Consider the following 21891-nt stretch of genomic DNA (forward strand, 5'->3'; position numbering starts at 1 on the left):
CCTAGGCAGCCCTTCGCGAGACGCAGGGCTTGGCTCAAAACAGACAAAGGATCATTGCAATGGCTTTTATGTCCAAGGACTTCACGCGCCTGCTCAATACCCTGATCGACCAACAGATCAAGACGGCAGGGCGGCAAACCGAATGGTTCAACATGAGCGCCGACGAGCGTGCCGCGTACATCGGCCAGGTCGGCGAGCGCCTGCTGGAAATGCAGCAGAGCACCCTGAGCGTGCTGGCCGCCCAGCACTACCAGATGCAGGACAACCCGGTCTCGGTGGGCGACCAGTTGCAGGTGCTGCAACAACGCCGCAAAGAAATGAAGGCCATCGCCGACACGCCGGCCACCATTGCCTACAAGCAGCAACTGGACCGTGACATCCTGTTGTACAGCCGTCAGGACACGGCGATCAGCCACTATGACAGCACCTGGAACAAGGCCCTGCGGCTGCTCAGTCCCGGTGGCGCCAAGGCCGAGGTCCTGCAAGCCGATGCGCCGGCCAAGCAGAAAGAGCTCAAGGGCCGGATCAACCGCCTGGAGAAGCACCTGAGCATGCAGGTGGCCGACTCCACCTTCAGCCAGACCTACGTGACCCTGTTCTCCGAGCTGCAGGCCTACAAGGAGGTGAGTACCCGCTACAACGCCTGGCTCAAGGCCGCCCCGCAGCAGCAGGCCGCGAGCCTGGCGGCACTGGCCAAGCCGCCCCGGGCCTCCGACGAGCTGCCGGTGAACCTTTCACTGCTGATGATGGAGGAGCGCCCGGGCTACATCCGCATGAACGTGGCGCTGGTCAATGCCAGCACCGATGGCCGCTTCAAGGACTTCTACCTGGAGCACGGCCGGCTGGTGGTGCCCACCGACGGCGTGCTGAATTTCTCCTTTGGCACCGCCGCCCGTTCCCTGGCCTGGCAGCAACAGTACCGGCTCAAGAGCGAGCCACCGTCCATGCGCTCGCCGACCTATGCACCGATTCGCTCGGTGTTGGTCAAGACCGGGTTCGTCGAGCAGTACTTCGCCAACCACCTGGTGTCGGAAAGCTCCCTGCGCGAAGGCTTCAAGGCCCAGGCGTTGAGCAACGGCCGCAAGCTGCTGTTGACCGGCGTCGATCGCAAAGTGCCCAACCAGGTCGGCATCCAGGTCTCGGGCCAGTCGCCCGGCACCAGCGTGACCCGTGAAGTGCCCCTGGCTGGCGCCTTGAGCGAACTGATCAACCAGAACGCGGACATCACCAGCTTCCAGACCCTGGGCGTCGAAGACTATCGGCAGAACAGCTACCACCCGGACCGCGACGGCCTGTTCGTCAATATTCATGAGCTGGAACGCTCGGTCGGCTTTGCCGAGCATCAGTACCTGCTGGAAATGCCCCAGGGTGACGCTTACCGTTCGGCGACACCTTTTGCCGTGATGACCGTCGAGGGCGACAAGGTCAGCAGCAGCCACCTGAGCAAGGCCCAGACCGAGACCCTGTATCAATACAACGCAGCGTTTTTCGAGCGCCTGGAGCAACTGCGCGGCGAGGGCTTCAAGGCCAGCCGGCTGTTCGAAGGCAGCAGCGAGCGCGCCACCTTCGTGCAACAGCTGACGCGCCTGCTCGAACGCAACCACATCACCCCGGCCGGGGTGCTGCTGGCGCAACACAGCCGCCCGAGCCTGCGGGATATCAAGGGCAACAACCTGAACAAGGTGCTGTGGGAACAGGCCTTCGCCGCGTCGGTCTGGCAAAGCCACGACAACGATGAGCTGCTGTTCGGCCTGGGGCAGAACCTGGTGAAGAGCCAGGCGCTGAGCAAAGTCCTGCAAGGCGGTTATCTGCAGAGCGACATTGCCCAGGCCAAATTGCTGCTGGCACCGTTGTATGAACAGTGGCGCGCCCAGGCGATCGAGACGGAAACACAGCGAGTGGCCAGCGCTAACGCCGGGCAGCATCCAGGCAACCCGAAGGTGCATGTCTTCGATCAGGTGGCGGTGGAGCGCGGCCTGGACAGCAAGTTGCTGAACCTGTTGTTGAGCGGCCCCCAGGGCCTGGCGCCGGCCGACGTCGCGTTGCGGCCGACGGTCGAGGCGCTGTTGTCCGGCGACCAGGGCCGCAGCCTGCGCAAGCAGGCGTTGTTCCATGCCCTGCGCCCCGTGGCCGACAGTTTTTCCAAGGCCGCGGTGCCGGTCAATGCCCATGCCGCGCTGACGCCAAAAACCGGCGCCGACAAGGTCATGATCAACAACCGGCTGAACCAGCCCGACCCCTACCTGATCCTCAATACCCACCCGGAGCAGGCCCGGACCGATGCCGCGCTGCTGATCCAGAACGACAAGTACCGCAGCTACAGCCAGTTCCGCCCCGATCCGAACAATGAAGCCACACGCTACATGAGCGACCTGGACACCCCGTTCGTGGGGGGCATTTCCGGGACTACCCAGACCGTCAGCAATGCCTTGCCGGAGTTGTTCGGTAGCGCGCCGAGCGTCAAGCAGTACTGGCAGTTCCAGATGGCCAACGCGGCCTTCATGATCCGCAACGGCTACCACTCGTTCTTCGAAACCCTGTATGTCGCCGCCCGTTATGAACCCCAGGGGCCGGACAGCATCGGCAAGGATCTGCTGCAGACCTTCGACCGCTACCGTGCCCAAGGGCGCCGGGAGGCTTTGCATGGGGAGCTGTACGACGCCGTGATGGCCCGGGTCCTGCCCATCGTCAATCAAGGCCTGGCGCCGAGCGAGGAGTTCCATCCACCGCGCTTCACCGACCTGGGGCCGCTGCCCGCGCTGTTGGGGCAGGCCGCCAAGGACCGGCAACTCAAGACCGGGCTGGCATCGCTCGGAGCCGGCTTCGAACCGCGCCAGGGCAGCGCCGACATTCACCAGTTTGCCGCCGACCCGGTGCAGTTCGCCCAGACCCACACCCTCAGTGCCGAGGCCCTGGTCAAGGCGGGGCGCTTGCCGGCCCAGGGCAACGTGCAGTTGGTGGAAGTCGCGCCCAGGCTGTATGAGCTCGAATACACCGAGCACAGCGCCAACTCCGTGAGCGGGAGCCCGGACAGCGTGCCGGCGTATTTCCTCGGCTACAACGGGCCGAACCAGGCGAACGCCGCGCCGGCCTATGTGGACATTCCCAAGCAGGCGCGCCCGGGCAGCTTCCTCTTTACCGGCACCTTGTCGGGCTGCTCGCTGGTGGTGACCAGCCTGGACGCCACTACCTATCGGGTCTATCACGACGGTCGGGTCAACAGTTCGCTGCTGTACGACAACGTGGTGATGGCGGTCGACTACAAGGACTACCAAGTGGCCGGCACCGCCGAGGGCCTGGCTGCGGCGTACATGCAGGTCGTCGACGGCCAGTGGCAGTTGGTGTTCCAGCGCCAGGAGTACCAGCGCGAAGGGCAGATGGTCTGGCCGAAGTTGCGCGAGGGTGCAGAGCCGCTTGCCATCCAGACCGCCGACAGCCAGGTGCAGGAACGCAACCGGACCCAGTTCGCCGAATACCGCGAACAGGTGCACCAGAACCTGAAGAAGGTGGCGACCCAGTTCGGCGTGTCCACTGAAGGGGTGGCCGATGGCGTCTACAGCGGCGGCGACTTTTCTCCCGAGCACCCGGCCATTGCCGCCTGGAATCGGCTGCGCGATGCGGTCCAGGCCAAGGTCAGCGCCGACATCGAACAGCTCGGCAACCAGCGTTATCAACTCCAGGAGCAGCGGCGCGGGGCCAGCGACAAGAGCCTGATCGACCAGCAGATCAAGCAGCTCAACCTCACGCAGGATTTCTACCGGGCGCAGTACGAACCGGTGTTGCGTGAGGCCGCTTCGGTGGAAAAGACCTGGCTCTGGCAGCAGATCCAGGCCAAGCAGGGCAGTGCTGCGGTGGTGCGCACCGACGACACGGCGATCCAGGGCGGGGGCGATGAGCGCAGCACCAGCGTGGGCGAGCGCTACGCCATTGCCGAGGCCTATCAGCGCGGGGCCCGGGGCACGGCATTCAGTGACGGCGTGCGGGATTTTCGCGAGATCAAGATCCCCGGGCTGGACGACAAGAAGTCGGCCCTGGAGATGAAGCGCCTGTTTCTCGACGGCCAGCTCACGCCTGGGCAGCGTGGCGCCCTGAGTGCCCGCATCAGTGAGACCAGCCAGGCCGAATACATCGACAAGGTGCTGCGCCAGACCGCGACCCTCAGTGAAGACTTCCGGGGCGCCGGCAGTGTCTTCGGCCAGTTGGCGCCCCAGGACTTCTACCTGTCGCTGGTGGGGGACCGCTCCGGAGGCCGCTGCTACCCGCTGGTCAGGGCCATGGCCGTCGCCCTGGCCAGGGGCGGCGAGGCGGGGGTCAACAGCCTGGTGCAGAAGCTGTTCCTGGCCTCGGCCGATCCCCAGGCGGGCAGCTCGACCTTGCTCAAGAACAGCCTGATCCGGCTGCATTCCAATGTCGACGCGGTCCAGGCCTCCAAGGCGCTGGGGCAGTTCCAGTTGTCCGACGTGGTGGCCCGGCTGGCCAACGGCAGCAGCGACTCGATGTTTGCCCTCAACACCCAGAACCACTCGATGATGGTGGGCAGTACCCAGGGCCCCGAAGGCCGTCGCTACTACTTCTATGACCCGAACGTGGGGATCTTCGCTTTCGACTCCAGCAAGGGCTTGGCCAAGGCCATGGAGCAGCACCTGGTGCGCCGAAAACTGGCGGCGCACTACGGCTCGTTCGGCAGCCAGTCGCAGCCGGCCTTCAACCTGATCGAGATCGACACCCACAAGATGGCCGAGGTGCCGGTGGGCAGCGGGCTGAACGTTGCCGATCTGTCCCGTCCCGAGGAGTTGGCCGGCGTCATCGGCCAACGCCGCCAGGTGGAGCAGGCGGTGGGTGCCCAGCAGCGCGTCAGCCAGGACCTGCGCCTGGGCGCGGCGCTGACCACGTTCGACGCCGAGCAATGGGGCGCGCGCTTCGACGCCGCCAGCACCCGGCTGGCCCGGGAACACCAGTTGAGCAGCCAGTGGATACCGATCATCGCCAACACCGAGCCACAGCCGGAGGGCGGCTATCGGGTGCAGTTCATCAACCGTGACCAGCCCGATCAGACCCGCTGGCTGAGCACCGACGATGGCACCTTTGTCGAATTCCGTCGTTTCGTCGATGAGCACATGAGCGTGCTCAACGAGCACTTCACCCTGGAGCATGGGCAGATCCGGCCCCGCGGCGGGGTCGGCGAAGTGGCGCATGTGGACGGCCTGAACGCGGGCTTTGCGGTCCAGACGCTGATCCAGTGGTTTGCCGACAAGAACCGCAAGGATGCGGCCCAGGGCGTGGTTTCACCGGACCTGGCCACCGCCCTGAAGATCCATAGCTACCTGGGCCTGGCGCAGATTGGCCATGGCACCTTGCAAGATGTGGCCAAGGTCACCGAACTGGTGCAAACCGCGTTGCGCGGCGAAGCCCTGGCCGCCGAGTCCTCGCTCAAGGACTTTGCCTCGACCCTGGGGCACACGGTCAACGAGGGCGCAGGCGTGCTGTTTGGCGGGGCCATGGTCGGCCTGGATGCCTATGAGCTGGCCCATGCCGAGAACGATGTGCAGAAAGCCGTATTCGGCACCCAGCTGGCGTTCGACTCGGCGAGTTTTGTCAGTGGCGCGGCGGGTATCGGTGCCGGGCTGATCGGCGCTTCGACAACGGCGGCGGTGCTGGGAGGCGCGGGGGTGATCCTCGGTGGCCTGGCGGTAGGCTTCACGGCACTGGCCCAGGCCTTTGGCGCGGTGGCCGAAGATGCCAAGGCGGTGGGACGTTACTTCGACACCCTGGACAAGGCCTACCAAGGCAACGGCTACCGTTATGACGAGAAACAGCAGGTGCTGGTGCCCCTGGCCGGGGCGGTGGTCAAGCGCCTCGACCTGCGCTCGAACGAGGTAGGTTTCGACAGCCAGTACATTTACCGCACTCACCACGGCTCCACCGGTTCCGGGGCGATCAACTACTTCTTCTGGGTCGGGGACTTTCCGCGGATGATCCACGACCGCGCCCAGGCGATCGAGGTGCGCAGCGGCATTGGCCACGGCGCCAAGCCGCCCAGACTCGACCACGGCGACAGCAGGACGGTGATCCTGCCGGGCACGCCCAAGTCCTACATCAGCTACGAGTACATGATCCTGCCGGGGGCCACCACCCGGCATGACACGGGTTTCGATGTGATTCGCAAGCTTGAGCAGGACCGGCGCTTCGACTACGACTTCTACATCTTCCCGAGCGAGGAGACGATCCGGCGGATTCACCAGGAGTACGTCGAGACGCCGGTAGAAGTGCTGCTCGATGGGCACAACCGGCAATTGGTGGTGCCGCAACTGCCCAAGGAGCTGTACGGCTACCTGCGCTACGACATCCAGGGCGCAGGCGGCGAATACCTGATTGGCCTCAACGAAGGCACCGAGGTCAGGCTCTGTAACCAGGCCGGTCGTCAGCCGTCACGCTGGATCATCGACAGCAGCCAGCTTGAGAGCGACAGCATCACCGTGGCGAAGGACCACTTGCTGGTGGGCGGGGTCAAGGTCAGGCTCGATCCGGCCCAGAGCGGGCAGGTGCTGCTGGTCAACGCCAAGGGCGAAGTACGGGCAGCCGATTTTGCCGGCCAGACCACCTACGTGGTGAAGGAAGACGCCAGCCAATGGCAGGTGTCCGGGCAGCGCATCGAACAGCACCTCAAGGAGCTGGCCCAGGCCCATCAGTTGCACGGCCAATACGTGGTGGTGGAGAACTACAAGCACGGTGAGCGCAATGTCGGTCGGGCGTACTACGAGGTTGCCAAGGACCGCATGCTATTCACCGACACCGATGTGCAACAGGCGCGCAACGCCCAGTTGGGGGCGGTCATCGGCGAGCATGCCTACTTCGTCGATGCCGAGAACGCCGCCGCGTGGCGGGTCGATATTGCCAGCGGCAAGGTCGATGCGCAGTTCGCCCCTGCGTTCAACCAGAGCGCCGGCCAGATCAGCCGGTTCTGGCAAGAGGGCGATGCGGTGTATCTGGCCCGTCGTTATCAGCTCAAGGAGCGGGAAGCCGAACTGAGCTTCCGTATCCTTGGTGACCGCATGGAGCTGGTGGGGGTGGTCGGCGATGAGTCGTTGCTGCAACTGTCGGCAAGCAACAGCCAGCATGGCAAGGACGCCAAGACCCTGCTCAATACCCTGCTCAAGGGCTACGAGACTCAGGCCACCCAGCGCGACACCCCGGTGTACAGCCTGGGCGCGCCCGTGCTGGAGCCGACGGCGGCAGAGCTGATCACGGTGTTTGGCCTGGACAACGCCAAAGTCGCGCACCGCTACTGGGTGCGCAGCCGCGACGGCATCGTGATCAAGCCGAACCTGGCACCACCGGCCGGGCAGGCGCCGCGCGCCGATGCCCCGGGGCAGGCGCAAAGCGCCTGGCAGATTCCGGCCGACCTGGTGTTGGCGGGCAGCCAGGCGCAGCCCGGTGGCCAGGAAGTGTTTTATTTCTACAGCAAGGCGCAGCAGGTGCTGTTCCGCCAGGAAGGGCCGGGGCAGAAGGTGCTCGATGCCGGCCAGCCAAGCGCCTTGCGGCTGAGCACGCCGCCCCTGGCCAATGTGCTCAATCTCAATGGCCATCTGCTGGCCGTGACCAACGACGGGCGCATGGCCCGGATCGAGGCGACGGGACGGCTGAGCTATGAGGCGGTCAACGAGCATTGGCTCAAGGCCCACAGTAACTGGTGGAAAAACCTCGCCGAGGTCGCCGGCAGCAATGCCACCCTGGCGGTATTCGGGGTCAAGGCCGCCGACGGCAAGAGTGCGCTGCCGGTGTGGTACCACAACGGTCAGGTGGTGGTGGCATCGTCCGCGCTGCAAGGCAAGCCGCTGCAGTTTCTCGGCTTCGACAGTGCCAGCGCCAGTGCCCGGCTGTTCGAGCCCGAGAGCGGCAAGCTCTATCTGCAGCCGCCGCTGACAGCGCAAGCACTGGCCACCGCGTTTGGCAAAGACGAGGTGCTTGAGGCCTCGGCGCAATTGCCGGCCGCCATTGACTGGATGCCCAAGCAGCCACTGCGTTCGGCAGTCCAGGTCGATGCCGGGTTGCGCCTGACCACGGTGCAAGGCGAAGTGCTGCTGCGCAGCAACAACGGCGATGTGCAACTGGTGGCCGTGGACAAGGGTTGGCAACAGGCACATCTGGGCAATCTGCCCCAGGCCCTGGCAACCGTGGCTGGCCAGTGGGGCGCCAAAGGCGTGTTGAGCTTGCAGGACGGCGACACCCGCGGCTGGTTCGATATTGCCAGTGGGCAGATGTTCGCCAGCAACGGCATCCCGGGTGGCAGCGACTTGCGCTTTATCGGCGTCGCTGCCGGGACGCCGAACTCGGCCTATGTCTACAGCCCGACGGCGCAGGCGCTGTATCAGGTCAAGGACGGCAAGGCGCTGCGCCTGGGCCATTACGCAAATGTCGAGCGCATCGGCTCCTCGCTGCTGCTTCAGGGAGCCAGCGGCAATGCTCCTCAGGATGACCTGGCGCCGCCGTTGATTGCCGGGGTCGACAGCGTGGTGCTGCACGGCGGCGCCGGGGATGACACCTATCGTTTCAGCCCGGCGATGTGGGCGCATTACCGCTCGGTGGTCATCGACAACGATGATCCGGGCCTGGCCCTGGATCGGGTGATCCTGCCGGTGGCCGATGGCAAGAATATCCTCGTCAGCCGTCGGGGCGAGGATGTGCAACTGACCGACACGGGCAATGGCACCACCCTGGTGCTGCGCCAGGTGCTGGGCAGCCAGGCGGCCGCCCATGGGCATTTGCTGATCGAGCTCAAAGGCGACTCGTCGATGATCAGCGTCGAGCAACTGCTCAAGGGCTTTGGCCCGAGTGGATCGGCCGGGGACAGCGTGTTCGAACTGGCCTGGAGCCAGCGCGAGACGCTGCCGGCGGCGAACGCTCTGAGCTCGGCGGCGGATGTGCCGGACTCGGCGGCGGATGGTCGGGGCCCCAGCCTGGCAAAACTCAGCGGGGCCATGGCGGCCTTCGCTGACACCGGCGGCGCTCGCGAACAACTGCCGAAAAACCATCAGGCCGCGCAGGCGGTGCTGGTGCCTTCACTGACCTGACCTCGCAGGAGAAACACAGGAGGGGCGCAAAGCCCCTCCTGTCTGCGGCGCCCTCTTTTCCCGGTGTTAGATCCAACCATGAGCAAACCCATGAATTCGCGGCAGCGAGCCCTTGCCGGCTGGCTGCTTGCCGTCCCGCTGCTGGTGGCGCCCCTGGCGCAGGCGGCCCCATTGCATCGGCAAGACCTGCCACAAGACTCGGCACAGCATCCGCCAGCCCATGTGCCACAACAGCGGCCCCAGGCGCTGCCCAGTGACCTGTGGCGGGTGTACCTGGATGCCCGGCAGAACAACAGCGAGCTGGCGGCGGCCCAGGCCGATCAGGCGGCCCGCGCCGAGGCGGTGCCCCAGGCCAGGGCCGGCCTGCTGCCCACGCTGTCCGCCAGTGCCGATCTCAATGCCACCAGCACCTCCCTGCAGCAGCCGCGGCAGGACACCCGGCGCAGTGGCACCAGTTATCAGGCGGTGCTGAACCAGCCGATATTCCGCGCCGATCGCTGGTTCACCCTCAAGGCCGCGCAAGCTGAAGACCAGCAGGCCCAGCTGGAGCTGGCCGCCGCCGAGCAGAAACTCATGTTCGACAGCGCCCAGGCCTACTTCGGCCTGCTCAAGGCCCAGGACGCCCTGGCGGCGGCCAAGGCCGAAGAAGCGGCGCTCAAGCGCCAGCAGCAACTGGCCGAACGGGGCTTGCAGCTGGGCCTGTCGGACCGCACCGATGTGCTGCAGGCCCAGGCCGGCCATGACACGGCGCGGGCCAACCGCATCGTGGCGCAGAAGCAGACCGACGATGCCTTCGAAGCCCTGGACACCCTGACGCATCAGCAGTACCAGGCAGTCCAGGGGCTGCGCCACGACATGCCGGTGCTGTTGCCCGAACCCAACGACGCCCGGCGCTGGGTGGACACGGCGGTGCGCCAGAACCTGACCCTGCAGGCCAGCCAGTTCGCCCTGGAGGCGACGCAGCAGACCCTGAGCGCGCGCAAGGCCGGGCACGCGCCGACCCTGGACGCGGTGCTGCGCTACCAGACCGGGGACAACGACGCCCTGGGCTACGGCAACAGCGATATCCGTGGCAATGGCTACGGTGGCAATGTCGAGCAGCGCACGGTCGGTCTGCAGTTGAACATTCCGCTGTTCAGTGGCGGCCAGACCCGCTCCCAGGTGCGCGAAGCCCACCAGCGGATGAACCAGCGCGAGTACCTCAACGACGGCTTGCGGCGTCAAGTAGTGGAGCAGACCCGCAACCTGCATCGCGGTCTCAACAGTGGTGTCGATCAGGTGCAGGCGCGGCGCCAGTCGATCATCTCCAACCAGGGCGCCGTGCTGGCCTCGCAGATGGGCTTTCAGGTCGGAACCCGCAATATCGTCGATGTGCTGGAGGCGCAGCGTCAGCTCTATAACGCCGTGCGCCAGTACAACAACAGCCGCTATGACTACATTCTCGACACCCTGCGGCTCAAGCAGGCGGTGGGGACATTGTCGCCCCAGGACCTCAAGGCGCTTTGTGATTACCTCAAGGCCGACTACGATCCGGACCGCGATTTTCTGCCGCCGGAGTTTCCACGCCGGCTGGCAAAACGCTGACAGGGCCAGGCAATGCCTCGGACAAGGGTTGGCGGGCACCGATTTCTTTCAGGTAAAGGGGGACAGGGTTGTACGGGTTATTGGACTTCTTCGACAGTCACAGGCGCTGCTGTTATGCCCTGGGCGTGATGATCGCGGGCGGCGCCGCAGGGGCGCTGGGCAACTACTACCGTGTGCAAGTCGAAGACGTCTACCGGGCCAGCATCCAGATGCAGACCCGGGAGCAGGCCCAGGACCTGGAACAATGGAAATCCAACGGTTTTGCCATTGGCGCACTGTCGATCCTCGGGCGTCACAACCCCTCGCTCAAGCGCATTGTCCTGGAGCCCGAACCCTCTGCGGACCTGATGGAGCGGGCCACCATTCCCCTCAAGACCCTGTCCCTGGTGGTGGAAGCCAACCATGCGTTTGTTCTCAACCGGGAAGGGGTGGTGGTAGCGGCCCATGACCAGCACGGGCAGACGCCCCTGGGGCTGAACGTGGCCTTCCGCCCCTACTTCAAGGTGGCTCTCGATGGCGGCAGCAGTGTCTACGGCGCCATCAGCGCCACCACCGGCACTCGCATGTTCTACATGGCGGCACCGATCTTCGAGTCGCGTACGCGCCAGGACAAGGTGATCGGGGTGCTGGTGGCGCGTTTTGATGCCGATAGGCTCGATGCCAGCCTGAGCAAGCCGTACAGCGACGATCTGAAGATGATCCTGTCCCCCAGCGGCGTGGTGCTGGCCGCCAGTTCCCCGGCCTTTATCCTCAAGTCCGACCGCGCCTGGCCCTGGAACCGGTTCACGGGGGAGATCCGCCGCCAGTTCAGCGACTATCGGTTTGCCAACGGGGTGCCCGAGCGCTTGCCCTTCGATGCCCATCAGTCGGTGATCCAGCTGGACGGCCGGCGCTATAGCCTGTCCCGGGTGGATTTCGACTGGAATGACCCGAGCGGTCCCTGGACCCTGATCACCCTGGGCGACCTGGATACGCTGTTGCCGGGGGAACAGGTGCTGCTGATCGAGGGGCTGAGTGCCCTGGTGTTCTTGCTGTTGCTGTGGGGCGGCCTGCGGCGTCTGGCCGATGCCCGGCGGCACAAGCGCGACGTGGCGCAGATCGAGCAGAGCGAACAGCGCCTGGACATGGCCCTGCAAAGCGGGGCCCTGGGCCTGTGGGACTGGAACCTCAGCCTGGGGACGGTCATCAACAACGATGTCTGGCTGCAGATTCTTGGCTACAGCAAACAGCAGATGGAACAGGCTTTCGGCCATGGCCTGGAGCGCTGGACCGCTCTGGTGCACCCGGACGACTACGAGCCGGTCATGGCCCGGCTCAAGGCGCACCTGAACGATGAAGTCGGCGAATACCGCGCCGAATACCGCATGCGCAACAAAGAGGGGCAATGGCTGTGGGTGCTGGACATCGGCAAGATCATGCAGCGCGACGCCAGTGGAGCACCGACGCGGGTCACCGGGGTGCTGCAAGACATCAGCGAGCGCAAGGCGGTGGAAGCGCAAATCCAACAGTCACGACAGGATGCCGAGCGGGCGACCCAGGCCAAGTCGGAGTTTCTCGACTGCATGTCCCATGAGATCCGCACGCCGCTGAACGCGATCATCGGCATGGCCCACCTGGCACTGGACCTGCCGCTGGAGCCGGTGCAGCGCGACTACATCGAAAAGATCGACCGTGCGGCCAAACACCTGGTGGGCACCATCAACGGCGTGCTCGACCTGTCGAAGATCGAAGCCGGCAAGCTGAGCATGGAGCAAGTGGGCTTCGACCTGCGGGAACTGGTGGACGATGTGTTGCTGCTGGTCCGCCAGCGCGCGGAAGAAAAGGCGCTGCGGCTGCAACTGGATATTCCGGCTTCACTGCCGCGCCGTTATGTGGGTGATCCGCTGCGTCTGGCCCAGGTGCTGACCAACCTGGTGGACAACGCGATCAAGTTCACCGAGGCCGGCCATGTCTGTATCGGTGTGTGCCTGGTGCGCCAGTGGGATCATCAGGCGCTGCTGTGCTTCAGCGTCACCGACACCGGGGTGGGCATCAGCGACGAGCAGCAGGCCCGCTTGTTCAATGTCTTTGTCCAGGCCGACCGGTCCATCAGCCGGCGTTATGGCGGCAGCGGCCTGGGGCTGACCATCTCGAAGAAAATCGTGCAACTGATGCAAGGTGATATCTGGGTGAAAAGCCAGCCAGGGCAGGGCGCAACATTCAAGTTCAGCGTGCAGTTGAACCTGTCGCCGTTACCACTTGAGGAAAACTGCGCCACGCCTGCCGCGCCGGCGACTGGCGCCACAGCGGGGCAGGGCGCGATCAATGACCCGGTACGCTGGCTGGCGGGGACGCGGGTGCTGGTGGTCGAGGACAACCGGCTCAACCAGGAAGTGTTGCAGGGCCTGCTGCAGCGCGTGGGGGTCCAGGTGGTGCTGGCGGCGAACGGTGCGCAGGCCCTGCGTCTGTTGCTTGAGGAGGGGCGCTTTGACGCTGTGCTGATGGATTGTCAGATGCCGGTCATGGACGGCTTCGCCACGACCCGCAAGATTCGCGGGTATCCGCACCTGCGGTGGCTGCCGATCATTGCCGTGACCGCCAGTAGCCAGGCCGATGTGCAGGGCAGGGCGGTGGCTGCCGGCATGAGCGATCTGCTGAGCAAGCCCCTGGAGGTCGCGGCGTTCTATCGGACCCTGGTGCGCTGGATCAAAGCGACGGACATGCCGGTAGCGCAAGCTCCGGCGCCTCCGGGTACAAGGGTCTTGAACTCGACTTATGCAGGCATCGACACCGCGCGCGGGCTGGCGGTGGTGAACCAGGACCTGGCCCTGCACCGCAAACTCCTGGCCGACTTTCGTGACAGCCAGCAGCAGGTCATCGAACGCTTGTGGCAAGCCCATGCCGCAGGGGACCTGGCCGCCCTCGGCTCTCTGGCCCACAGCCTGCAGGGCAACGCCGGGAACATCGGTGCCACGGCGGTCAAAGAGGCCGCTGGACAACTGGAGGAACAGGCGGGCGGGCCGGCAGCGCTGGGGCCGCTGATCGAGCAGCTGGCGCGGTGCCTGGAACCGGTGCTGGCCGGCCTGGCGTCCCTGCCAGTGGCAGCCGACGGGGATCTGGCACCGCAGCAGCTGGGGCTGGACCCTGAGCAGGTGTTGGCACTGGAGCGCTTGGCCAAGCTGCTGAGCAGCCATAATGCCCAGGCCCTGGCGCTGATCGATGAACTGTACGAGCAATACCCCTGTGGCCCTCTGCGGGCCATTCAAGAGCGGATCTACCGGCTGGAGTTCCAGCAGGCCCATGACCTGCTTGTCGACTTCCAGGGCTAGCGGGTGTCCTGGGTCAGGGCCTGATAGCGGGCCATGCGGTCGGTGCAGTGCTCGACCAGGCATTGATGCAAGGCGCGCAACGACGAAGTGATCTGCGAGCGGTGCGAGACCACCAGATTCAGCGGCGCCGCGTCGGACTGCCAACCGGGCAGCAGCGCCAGCAAGCGACCGGCGAGCAGGTCCTCCACGACATTGAGCAGCGGCAGGTTGACCACGCCGTGGCCAGCCACGGCCCAGCGCCGTGCGGCATCGCCATCATCACAGCAAAAATGCCCTTGCACCGGCACGTCCTCGACCTTGCCGGCCCCATGGAAACGCCAGCGGCTCTCCGGGCGGCCAATGCTGTGGCAGATGATGCATTCGTGCTCGCTCAGCTGTTCCGGCGACTCGGGCTGGCCATGCTCGGCCAGGTATTCGGGCGCGGCGCAGGCGATGAAGTAATGCTGCTTGAGCACCGGTAGCTCGACCAGATCCAGTGCCAGGTTCTTGCCGTAGCGCAACGCCGCATCGAAGCGGCCCTTGAGCAGGTCCTCTTCCTTGTCGCTCAGCGCCAGCTTGATGTACATGCGCGGCCGTTCCTGCTTGAGCCGGGCGAGCATGTCCAGCAGCAGGTTGCGGCCCAGGTCGGAAGACACCGTGAGTTCCAGCATGCCGTCATCGTGGCGCAACGAGCGCTTGCCGTTGGCCAGGATCTTCAAGGCATGCTGGGCACTTTCCAGGTAGCGCGCGCCTTCGGGGGTGAGCTTCATGGTGCGGGTGGAGCGGGTGAACAGCCGCACGCCGAGGCGGTTTTCCAGGCGCTTGAGCCCCAGGCTGGCGGCAGCCGGGGTGATCGACATGACGCGAGCGGCGGGGGACAGGCCCTGCAGCTCGGCGATCAGAATGAACAGCTCCAGATCTGCGAAGTTAGGCATTGGCCAGGCTCACCATCCATTCACCGGCCGAAAAAGCTCTGTGACGAACTCAGCAAGGCCGCCGACAGCGGCTCCGGGTCGCCGGCGATGCACTGCTCGAACCCGGGCTGGCGGTACATCTGGCCCATGGCTTGCGCATGCCGACTGTGGAGGTCCTCGGTGCTGGCCTGGAGCAGGCTCAGGTGGTAGTTCAGTGCCAGGGCGAACAGACGGGCCGACAGGGACAACCGCTCGCAGGTGTCCAGCTCGCCAGGGCCCTTGAGCAAGGCATCGGCGTGAGTGATTTTCCAGGCAAGGTTGAGGATCGGGTCTTCCGGCTCGGCGTGGGCGAGAATCTCTTCAATCAGCAGCCTGCTGTGACCCAGGGCCTGATCGATACGGCTGCCCGGCTGATTGAGGCCCATCAGCGCCAGGCAGGCAGCGCTGCGCAAGGCCGCGGGGTCGCGCCGGCTCGGGCTGCTGCGCAGCAGAATCGACAGGGTATCGAGCAAGGCCTGGAGGCGAATCTGCGGATTGCCGGCCAGTTGCAGGGTCAACGCACTGACAAAACCATCGCGCATGTCGCTGCCGGCGCAAGGTCCGGCCACCGCTTGCAGGTCATGCAGGAGTTTGTTGCGGTAGCCCAGTTGCGTTGCCACCCGGGCCAGTACCACAGGGGGCGAAATCGGCTTGGCGATGTAATCGGCGGCGCCCAGCAGCAGCCCCAGGCGTTCGTCTTCGACGCTGCTGCGCGAGGTCAGGAAAATCACCGGAATGGCTGCAGTCGCCGGATGACTCTTGAGCTCGCTGAGCACCTGGAAGCCATCCATCTCCGGCATCAGGATGTCGAGAATGATCAGATCGGGGCTGGCACTGCGAGCCAGGGCCAGGCCACGTTCGCTGTTCTTTGCCAGCAGCACTTCATATTCGGCGGTCAGGGTTTTCGACAGCACGATCAACGATTGCGGATCATCGTCGATGGCCAGGAGCGTATAGGGCTTGGGAACATGCTCTGCGGGCATGACGAGGGGGCCTGAACAAAATAGGCCGGCAGTCTAGCGTATTTGGTTTATGGGCACCTAGCGTCCAGCTGCCGCAGTCGAAGAGAATGAATCGCCTGCTCATCCTCCGGACAACAACCGCTTTTGCCGCCAGGCCGGTGCGCTGGTGGGGAAAAGCACTTCAGTCGGCCGGAAGCGGGCGATGCCGTAGGCGGCGGCAATACGCTGGCGTTGCTGGCCCCGGACAAGCGCTTGCTGAAAACTGCTTTCGCGCTGCGCCAGCCCCAGCACATAGCCCACGCCCGCCTGGAAATCACCTCCATGGGCCTGCCACCAGGCTGCGATCAACTGCGGGTCGGGCCAGGGTAGATTCTCATCGGGGTCCATGGCGACATTGGCATCCTCAGGGTCGTCGTTCGGGCCTGCATCGAAATCCGGCAGGTCCTGCAATTCCAGATCGAGTAACGCCAGGTCTGCCCCAGTAATCTGGCTGAAGGCCTCGCCGGCGACGCGGGCATGAGGCAGGTCGCTCATCTGCTGGATCAGCCAGGGCACGCTGACCGGGTCGCCCAGCAGCCCAACGGCCTGGATGCCGACGCGCTGTTGCTCGGGGTTCTGTATCAACTGGCGTATCCAGGCGATGCTATGCTCACGCCTTTGCCAGGCCAGCAGTACACAGAGCGCGCGGTACTGGAACTGGCCCGGTTGCTCGGCGAACTGCCGCAGCGGCTCCAGCGCCTCCTCGTCGCCCATCTGCGCGGTGGCCCAATTGGCCCAAAAGCGCGTGGCGGTGTCCTGGTGTTGCCGGTGGGTGCGAATTGTCGGCATCAGGTCACGACGGCGCAGTTCGCCGGCAGTGCGGGCGGCACGTGCCAGGACGCTTGGGTCGGCGTGGGAAAGTCCGGTAAGCAGGGCAGCGCCGGGGTCATGGCGGTGCATGCCACAGGCGGCCAGGCCGAGGCGCAGAAACAGGGGGGCGGGGGAGGCGAGCAGGCGATCAACCCAGGGCGATACCCACTTCCAGTCGAGCCAACCCAAGGCCATCAGGTAGCCGCTCTCCGTTTCTACGGCACTTCGCAAATGCTCGCTGAGCCGTGACAACACCTGTGCGTTACCCGCCTCGAAGGCCAGCACCACACTGGCGAACAGCTCGCCAATGGCGTGTGGCCCAAGTTGAGCCAACAGGGTTTCCAGGCCGCGGGTGCCGGCGACTCGAAGGCCGTCAAGGTGGGCGTCGATGCGCTCGTCGAGTTGGCTGAGGTGGTCGAAGTCGTAGTGCGGTGCGCCCAGGGCATAGTCCCGCAGGACGGCGAGGAAGCTGGCTTCTTCGACATGTTGATCCAGAATCAGCGGAATCAAGTTCGAGTACATTTCAAAGTCTTGAGAAATAGTGAGTTAAGCAAGTTTCCTCCAGCTCTGCCCGTCATGTACCAAGATATCCTTTTGGCCAACAGACCAAAGCGCCCCGTTTTTAGCGGAAAGACAGTAGCAAGTATTGGGCTTTGGCATGTTCCAGTTGATTGGCCGCAAAGAACTTTCATCGAGAACGTATACTTCGAACAAGGTGGCTAAATAGATTTTTCCTTGGTGTTCAGCAATGCTCCAGAAATCATCGGTGAACTCTTCGAGATCGATAATTTCCCATGTGTCCGCTCTGCCACGCAGCAAAGTGCCTTGGCGGCCACATAAATAACAATAACCATCAGAGGCGCATATCAATGCAGTTATTTTAAAGTTGGTTGGACTGTCGACTTGCCGCCAGTTGCCTTGCTCCCGCAGCCATATTTCTCCCTTCCAGCCGGCGGCATAGATTTCATCATTGGAGAAACCGCCCAGTGCTTCGAAGCCAAAAACACTGTCTTTACTCGTAGGCTTTGGGGCATGTATAGGCTGCCAGGCAGAAGATCCATGGCGTACATACACCTCTCGGGACACTCCGCACAAGTAGGTATATTCGCCTATCGAGCTTATCCCTCTGAGCATTAGCGGTGGCGGATCCATTTGCGACAAGCTGAGGGTCGAGCCGAGATCGCCTTCCCCAATTTCACCCTCTTCGGATATTGCCAGCATCTGTTGTGACCGGTCGGTGGTCATGGCAACGGTATCCCAAGTCGCCTCGCCAACTTCTCGCCACTTTCCAGAGTTGTACTCCAGGAAAATAGTGTGCGAAACGTCCTGGGCTTCTAGTCCGATTTCCCGAAAAGCGAAAAAAGATTTCTGTGCGTCTACGGCGGCAACATAAGCGTAGTAATAATCTTCCAGCCATTCGTCAGCCATATGAATATCCGTTTATTGGGTGGTGGCTCAAGGGGAGGGCCTTCTCGCAGTACGGTTCAATACCGCTGGCTTACTTCTTCCGCTTGGTGAATGTTTTACTTTAGGGGGCTGCGTATTTGGCGGTAGCATTTTTTTATGCCCGTCGGCCAACTGTGCCGTGAGGCAGCGTTCGCTACAGTTTGACTCGGGAAACGCGCCACGAGTACTTTGGGCCGCCATGGAGGCCTCTTTACCGAATTCGCGCATATCGCCTTTCTTGACCCCAGCGATAACCCCCAGAGCTTTATGCTCGCTGTGTCGGACACCATGACTCCCATGAGTGTTCCCCCAGCCCTCAACGCACATACAAGGCGCCGTATCTTTCGAATACTCTTCCCAGCCGGGCTGGCGCTTGTTGTTACTGAACGCTCCTACAGAAAATGAGCTTTTCGGTATGACATGGTCAGGTGTTTGTGCTGGACAGCATCCGGCTATACCTGCTTCGTCCTTAGGGCGGTACGGCACTAACTGACAGCGGCGAGCCGACAAGCATTTGTTTGCTTTGGCTCTTGTCGCTGTTTTGCTGGCCCAAGCGCTTTCATTGACCATTTCACCGCTCAGCTCGGCCTCTTTACAAACATTCTTTTCACCGTACGGTTTGTATTCCTGGCAGGATTTTCTTTCTCTTTTTTTCTCCCTTTTGCATTTTCCCTGGGTGCTCGGCGACATCTTGGAAAGGTGAGGCCAGGGAGGGGTATTACCTGGCTGTGAAGCATGGTTGTGCGTCGTCATATCAAGGTGCCGTACTACGTTTTGACCTTCGAACTTCACATTCATCGACCAGGAAGTGAAGTACACCTTCCCCTTGATCTTGCTAGTGATGACCCCCTTCTTGGGCGCATTCCCAGCCTCATCCCCATAACTTGTCTTGAAGTAACTCTTGTCCTTGAGCATCACCTCTTTGCGGGTGATCTTGACCGTTCGTGTGCCCCGGGTGGTGTCCTTGGACATACCCGTATTGGGGTAGGGAATGGGTACCCCCATCGGTGTCGGCGGAGCCACGGGCGGAGTGAAGCAGACATCCGGAAAGCAGGCGACGGACTTGCCATCGGCCGCCTTGCAGGAAATCTCCATATTGTTGGCATACACCTCGTTGGCCATCAGGCAGCCCTCACGGTCTGGTAGCTGAGCAGGGCGGCGGCGCGTTGGCCGGCGTCGTTGCCGAGGTGGCAGAGGATATTCGGGCCGTCACCGTAGCCCTTGCGGCTGGCGGCCAAGGCCACGGCCAGCATCGTCGGGCCGATGGCGGCGCCGACTTCGCCAATGCAGTCGGCCGGGTGCCAGAGGTGGAAGAACTCCTTGCGCACCCGCAGGGTACGGCTCAGGGCCAGGGAGGCTTCCTTGAAGTAGTACTGCTCGCCGGAGATGTCGGTGAGCCGATAATCCATTTGCTCCAACCCACAGCCAACCTCGCTCAGGGCAGCGCGTACGGCTTGAGTCAGACCTTCAGCACGCAGGGGAGTACCTTCGGCCTCCACGGTGGCCTTCTCCACGCCGAATCCCAGGCCGAGGCAGGCCAATTGCGGTTCTTCGCTGGCAACGGGGGCGGCCAGCACCACGGCGGCGGCACCTTCGCCGGGGATAAATCCGTTGGAGTTCTGGCTAGTGAGCAGGCGATCGCGTGCTTCGAAAGCGGCCAGCGTCGGTCCATTCAAGAAGGAGTCGACGCCGGCAATCAGCACGTGGCGATGGCCGCCCTGGTAGATCAGCGTACGCGCATCAAGCAGGGCCACGGCAGCGCTGACCCGTCCATAGGCGATGACGTTGGAACTGGGATGAAAGCGCAGGCCCAGTTCGGCTTCGATGGCGTGCAGCAGCCCCTTATCGAGGCCGTCGAGGCGGCCGGGGCGCTCGACTTCCGCCACCCCCAGCAGCAGCGGGGTCTTTTCCGGGTCGACGTTAGGGGTGCTTTGCAGCGCCTCGGCGATGGCGCAGGCGGCCATCTTGATCAGTTTGCTGCGCCCACGCCAGGGCTGCTCCAGAGGCACGCTGGCAGCGATCAGCCATTCGCCGCCGCAGTCGATGAAGCGGGTTTCCTGGAAGTTATCGATAGCGCAGCGAATCGCCGCGCAGCTCGCGGGTGCGCTGAGGCCAACGGCGCTGACCATGCCGGAACCGATGATGCAAAGTGCAGTCATCAGTTTGTCTCCTCGGGGGCGTGCCTGGCTTTTACCAGGGAGGAGAGCGACGGGTAGTAATCCTTGCCCAGTTCGCGGGCGCGCCACCAGCCTGTGGACATAGTGCCGACCAGCACCTGAGCGATCTCGAACATGTTGTGTCGTAGTACACGAGAGACACGCCAGGTCAGTTGCACCTGGAGCGCGTCTGTGTCGATCAGCAGGGTATCGATCACCGCCTGCACAGTCTCGTGACCGCCTTTTTTCAGAAAGAAGGTCACCGGCACGTCCATTTCGGGGATGCGAAAGCCCGCGCGCTCCTGGCGTGTGAGGTTGAGCAGCAACACATCCTCGCCGCCACGCAGGTAAGGAATCTGCTGATCGTCAGGGGCCGCCTGAAAGTAGCGACGGTCGAAATCTCCCGGCAGAAACGGAAAGCGGTCGGCCAGCCAGGCATCGTCGTAAGTGCCAGCGAAGCGAGCACGTTGCGGCCAGCTGCGGCCGATGGGGCCAAGGGCCATAGGACGGAAGTCGCCAGAGGGACTGTCGATCGCCTTGCCCAATTCCTCGGTGCTCGGCATCGGCATGCCGACGATGGCAGCACTGCCCATGCGGCTTGGAAACCAGCCACAACCGGTCGGATTGTCCAGGTAGCTGTAACGCAATTCGGAGTCTTCCGCCATCGGATGGCTGCCGCCAAAGGCCTGGGCATAAGAGATGTCCTGCTCGATGAAGGGCTGCGGCAAGCCGGGAGAAACGCCCAGTAGCCCCAATTGCCATTGTCGGGGGCCGAGCACGGAAAAGGCCTTGCTCATCTGACCGACGCGAATGCCCGCTGCCATCTGGCTCACGGGTCGCCCGCCTGGGGCATAGGCCTTGCCGCGCACCAGCACATCGCAGAACGGCTTGACCGGTGCGAAGTCCATTTCCTGCAGCGGGGCGCTGAGACCGGGTTCGCCGAGGAAGGTATCGGCCATCAGCAGCGGTTGCTGGGTCTCGGCCAGGGTCGCCGCGCGGCCGTCCAGAGGCAGATTAAACGTGCCTTTGACCACCACCACCAGGGATTCGCGGCCATCGGGCTCCATGCCCTGGGTATAGGCAGCAAGCAGTTTGCTGGCGTTGAGCAATTCCATAGGCGACTACCTGTCTAGTTGATCTGCACCGAACCACCCTTGATGCGGTTGACCCCGCTGGAGCGACTGGACAGGTAGGCGCCCTGGATGATCACTTTGCCCGCGCGGGTCAGGGTGATGCTGGCCTTGCCGCAACGCAGCACGATCTCGCGTTCGGCGCGCAGTTCCAGGCGCTGGTCGTCCAGTTGCACGCTGGCAACCGGTTCGGGCGCCATGGCCTGGCTCAGCAGGCGGCCGATCACTAGCGGGCGGGAAGGATCGCCATCTTCGAACATCAGCGCCACTTGGCTGCCGATGTCTTCAGGGGAGAGCAGGGTGGTGCTGCGGGCGGCGATGCTCTGTTGCTCGGGGCAGCCGGGGTAGGTCACCCAGGGCGCACTGGCCTGTGGCAGGTCGAGCAGTACACCGACGACTACGCCATCGATGCGGGCCTGCGTGGGCAGTGAGTATTGAACCGTCATACGCGTT

Annotated in this window: 11 protein-coding genes; 3 read left to right on the plus strand and 8 right to left on the minus strand. The window is 63.8% G+C overall.

Features of this window, described 5'->3' with window-relative positions:
* The first annotated feature begins 59 nt into the window (after positions 1 to 59).
* The 3 genes from AC1RGE_RS05010 (at position 60) to AC1RGE_RS05020 (ending at position 13963) form a co-directional block, all read left to right on the plus strand.
* Positions 60 to 9071, plus strand: coding sequence for a TcdA/TcdB pore-forming domain-containing protein (locus AC1RGE_RS05010; RefSeq protein WP_492583521.1), 9012 nt, complete (start codon positions 60 to 62; stop codon positions 9069 to 9071).
* Positions 9072 to 9149: 78 nt separating this feature from the next.
* Positions 9150 to 10655 (plus strand): TolC family outer membrane protein, encoded by a 1506-nt coding sequence (locus AC1RGE_RS05015; RefSeq protein ID WP_103407426.1) that lies wholly within the window; start codon positions 9150 to 9152, stop codon positions 10653 to 10655.
* 128 nt (positions 10656 to 10783) lie between these two features.
* Complete coding sequence (locus AC1RGE_RS05020) at positions 10784 to 13963, plus strand: ATP-binding protein (RefSeq protein WP_346624297.1); 3180 nt, start codon at positions 10784 to 10786, stop codon at positions 13961 to 13963.
* Here the strand turns inward: AC1RGE_RS05020 and AC1RGE_RS05025 are convergent.
* From AC1RGE_RS05025 to AC1RGE_RS05060, 8 genes are all read right to left on the minus strand, one after another.
* Positions 13960 to 14877, minus strand: a complete 918-nt coding sequence (locus tag AC1RGE_RS05025) for a LysR family transcriptional regulator (RefSeq protein ID WP_011061274.1) — start codon at positions 14875 to 14877, stop codon at positions 13960 to 13962. The two genes, AC1RGE_RS05020 and AC1RGE_RS05025, sit on opposite strands and share 4 nt — an antisense overlap.
* A gap of 20 nt (positions 14878 to 14897) precedes the next feature.
* Positions 14898 to 15878, minus strand: coding sequence for a response regulator (locus AC1RGE_RS05030; RefSeq protein ID WP_492583523.1), 981 nt, complete (start codon positions 15876 to 15878; stop codon positions 14898 to 14900).
* Positions 15879 to 15977: 99 nt separating this feature from the next.
* A complete protein-coding gene (locus AC1RGE_RS05035) occupies positions 15978 to 17228 on the minus strand; it encodes a TIGR02270 family protein (RefSeq protein ID WP_492583525.1) in 1251 nt (416 codons plus the stop codon).
* Positions 17229 to 17252: 24 nt separating this feature from the next.
* A complete protein-coding gene (locus AC1RGE_RS05040; protein ID WP_011061287.1) occupies positions 17253 to 18134 on the minus strand; it encodes a hypothetical protein in 882 nt (293 codons plus the stop codon).
* 27 nt (positions 18135 to 18161) lie between these two features.
* Positions 18162 to 19274 carry a PAAR-like domain-containing protein gene (locus AC1RGE_RS05045; protein WP_072441843.1) on the minus strand — a complete coding sequence of 371 codons (1113 nt, stop codon included), beginning with the start codon at positions 19272 to 19274 and terminating at the stop codon, positions 18162 to 18164.
* Positions 19274 to 20314 (minus strand): 3-oxoacyl-ACP synthase, encoded by a 1041-nt coding sequence (locus AC1RGE_RS05050; RefSeq protein WP_092137439.1) that lies wholly within the window; start codon positions 20312 to 20314, stop codon positions 19274 to 19276. The genes AC1RGE_RS05045 and AC1RGE_RS05050 overlap by 1 nt, the downstream gene beginning before the upstream one ends.
* Positions 20311 to 21423 carry a DUF2169 family type VI secretion system accessory protein gene (locus tag AC1RGE_RS05055; protein WP_492583527.1) on the minus strand — a complete coding sequence of 371 codons (1113 nt, stop codon included), beginning with the start codon at positions 21421 to 21423 and terminating at the stop codon, positions 20311 to 20313. The genes AC1RGE_RS05050 and AC1RGE_RS05055 overlap by 4 nt, the downstream gene beginning before the upstream one ends.
* 14 nt (positions 21424 to 21437) lie before the next feature.
* A complete protein-coding gene (locus AC1RGE_RS05060) occupies positions 21438 to 21884 on the minus strand; it encodes a DUF6484 domain-containing protein (RefSeq protein WP_019095552.1) in 447 nt (148 codons plus the stop codon).
* Between the last annotated feature and the right edge of the window lie 7 nt (positions 21885 to 21891).

The sequence above is a fragment of the Pseudomonas sp. GW823-FHT02C05 genome, from assembly GCF_058797595.1.